Annotated in this window: 1 protein-coding gene and 1 pseudogene; both read right to left on the bottom strand. The window is 73.9% G+C overall.

Annotated elements, in window-relative coordinates:
• Positions 1-31 precede the first annotated feature (31 nt).
• On the bottom strand, positions 32-556 hold the full coding sequence (locus AC1DXV_RS34895) for a hypothetical protein (RefSeq protein WP_477874463.1): 525 nt from the start codon (positions 554-556) through the stop codon (positions 32-34).
• A 120-nt stretch (positions 557-676) separates the two neighbouring features.
• A pseudogene (locus tag AC1DXV_RS34890) lies at positions 677-1155 on the bottom strand (hypothetical protein); the annotation flags it as partial.

Below are 1155 nucleotides of genomic sequence, written 5' to 3'. Positions count from 1 at the left end.
GTTCACGGCCGAGGGCTGACGATCCCCGCGTTCAGGCCGCCTGCAGCAGCAGCATGCGCTGCCAGCCGATCGCGATGAAGTTCCAGGCCCGGCCTTCGGCGAGCGTCGACCAGCGCAGCATCAGGTCACCGAGGGCCACCAGCGTGTCGGGCGCACGCACCTCGATGCGCACCACCGGGCTCGTGAACTGCCGCACCTCGTCGCTCGAGACGGCGCGCACGGCGGGCGGCGGCGTGCCGGGCACCGGCTTCGGCGCGAGGGGCCCGGCGAACAGCCGGCGCTCGGCGTACTGCAGCATCGATTCGCCGAAGGCGTCGGCGGCCCGGCGCCATGCCATCACCAGGGCCTGCAGGGCATCGCGGCTGTCGGCATCGGGCATCGCCATGTAGTGGATGCCGGTCAGCACCGGCGTCGACGCGGGAGCCGGGGCAGTCAGGCGCTTCAGCGCCGGCGGCGCGGCGAAACGCCGGTGCCAGCGGTGCGGCCGGCCGCTGCGTGTCGTCGCACGCTCTGCGTGCTGGGGAACCTGCCTGAACTGATGCTGTAGCCGCCGCATGCCGAACTCCCTGGGTGAGTCGGTCGACAGCCCTGCGCCGACCCGCCCGCTGAGTGACGGCAGGAGGTGCGCGGTTCCAGTTGTGATGTTCCGGGGCCCGATGTGCCCGTGCTGCTTGTGCTACTGGACGTCGCCGGCGCGACGCAGTTCGTCGCACTGCGCATGCCGCGCGAACTGCGGCTTGGCACATTGCGCCTGCATGCAGTACAGCAGCGCGAAATTGACGCGCGCGCCGCAGGCGGCCCGGGGGTTCGTCGCGCCCGCCACGATGGCATCGACCGGCGGCTTCGCGCTGGTAGACGCAGCTACCGCGCCGCCGGTTGGCATCGATGTCACGGGGGGCGTGGGTGGGGTGGGGATGGCCGGTGCGGCCTCGGCCGGTGCAACGGTGGCCGGCTCGGCGGGTGCCGGCGTGGCATCCGCCGCCGCGGGCGTGTCGGCATCGGTCGGCTTGTCCGCCTCGACCGGGGTCAGGCGCGTCGGCGGCACGAGCGGCTGCAAGGCCACGGCCGGCGCCGGGGCCGGCTTCGGCGCCCGGGGCCGCAGCGTCAGCCAGAGCGCCGCGCCGGCCAATGAGGCGGCGCACAGCAGCACGAGCC

The sequence above is a fragment of the Rhizobacter sp. P3_C12 genome, assembly GCF_056402735.1.
The sequence above is the reverse complement of the archived record's forward strand: the minus strand, read 5'-3'. Positions and strand labels throughout refer to the sequence as shown.

Excerpts from the sequence above, each read along its gene's own strand:
- AC1DXV_RS34895 (WP_477874463.1), bottom strand. The coding sequence starts at position 556 with ATGCGGCGGCTACAGCATCAGTTCAGGCAGGTTCCCCAGCACGCAGAG.